Annotated in this window: 1 protein-coding gene; it reads left to right on the plus strand. The window is 66.8% G+C overall.

Going from position 1 to position 785, the window contains the following annotated elements:
- Positions 1–18 precede the first annotated feature (18 nt).
- Positions 19–785 (plus strand): acyltransferase domain-containing protein (locus tag ACLQ2R_RS39480; RefSeq protein WP_425966537.1); only part of this gene is annotated, 767 nt, incomplete at its 3' end.

The raw sequence follows: 785 nt of genomic DNA on the forward strand, positions 1-785 counted from the left end.
GGGGCGCGGGTGGTGGCGTTGCGTAGTCAGATCATTGCGGGGCGGTTGGCGGGGCGGGGGGCGATGATGTCGGTGGCGTTGTCGCGGCAGGAGGCCGAGCGTCGTATTGGTGGGCGTCTTGAGATCGCGGTGGTCAACAGTCCGGGGTCGGTGGTGGTGTGTGGTGAGGCTGTGGTGGTGGAGCAGGTGCGGGCGGAGTTGGTGGCTCAGCAGGTGCGGGTGCGGGTGATTCCGGTGGATTACGCCTCGCATTCGTCGTATGTGGAGGATGTGCGTCTGGAGGTGTTGGAGGCGTTGGCGGGGGTGCGGCCGCGTGCTTCGTCGGTGGCGTTCTACTCGACGGTCAGTGGTGGTCTGGTGGATACCTCGGGTCTGGACGGGGGGTATTGGTATGCGAATCTTCGTCAGGAGGTTCGGTTCGAGGAGGCCACGCGGAGGTTGCTGGCCGATGGTGTCGGGGTGTTTGTGGAGGTGAGTCCGCATCCGGGGTTGGTGATGGCGGTTCAGGACACCGCTGATGGTGTGGGGGTGGCGGTGTCGGTGGTGGAGACGTTGCGTCGTGGTGAGGGTGGGCGGGGGCGTTTGCTGGCCTCGTTGGCGCAGGCGTTTGTGTGCGGGGTGCCGGTGGTGTTCGACTTTCCCGGGGGGCGTCGGGTGGAGGTGCCGACGTATGCCTTCCAGCGGGAGCGGTATTGGATGGTTGCGTCCTCGGCGGGGGATGTGGAGGCGGCGGGGTTGTCGGTCGTACGGCATCCACTTCTGAGCGCCGCCGTCCCCTCACCCGA

Origin of the sequence: Streptosporangium sp. DT93 (assembly GCF_049844535.1) — a bacterium.
GTDB lineage: Bacteria > Actinomycetota > Actinomycetes > Streptosporangiales > Streptosporangiaceae > Streptosporangium.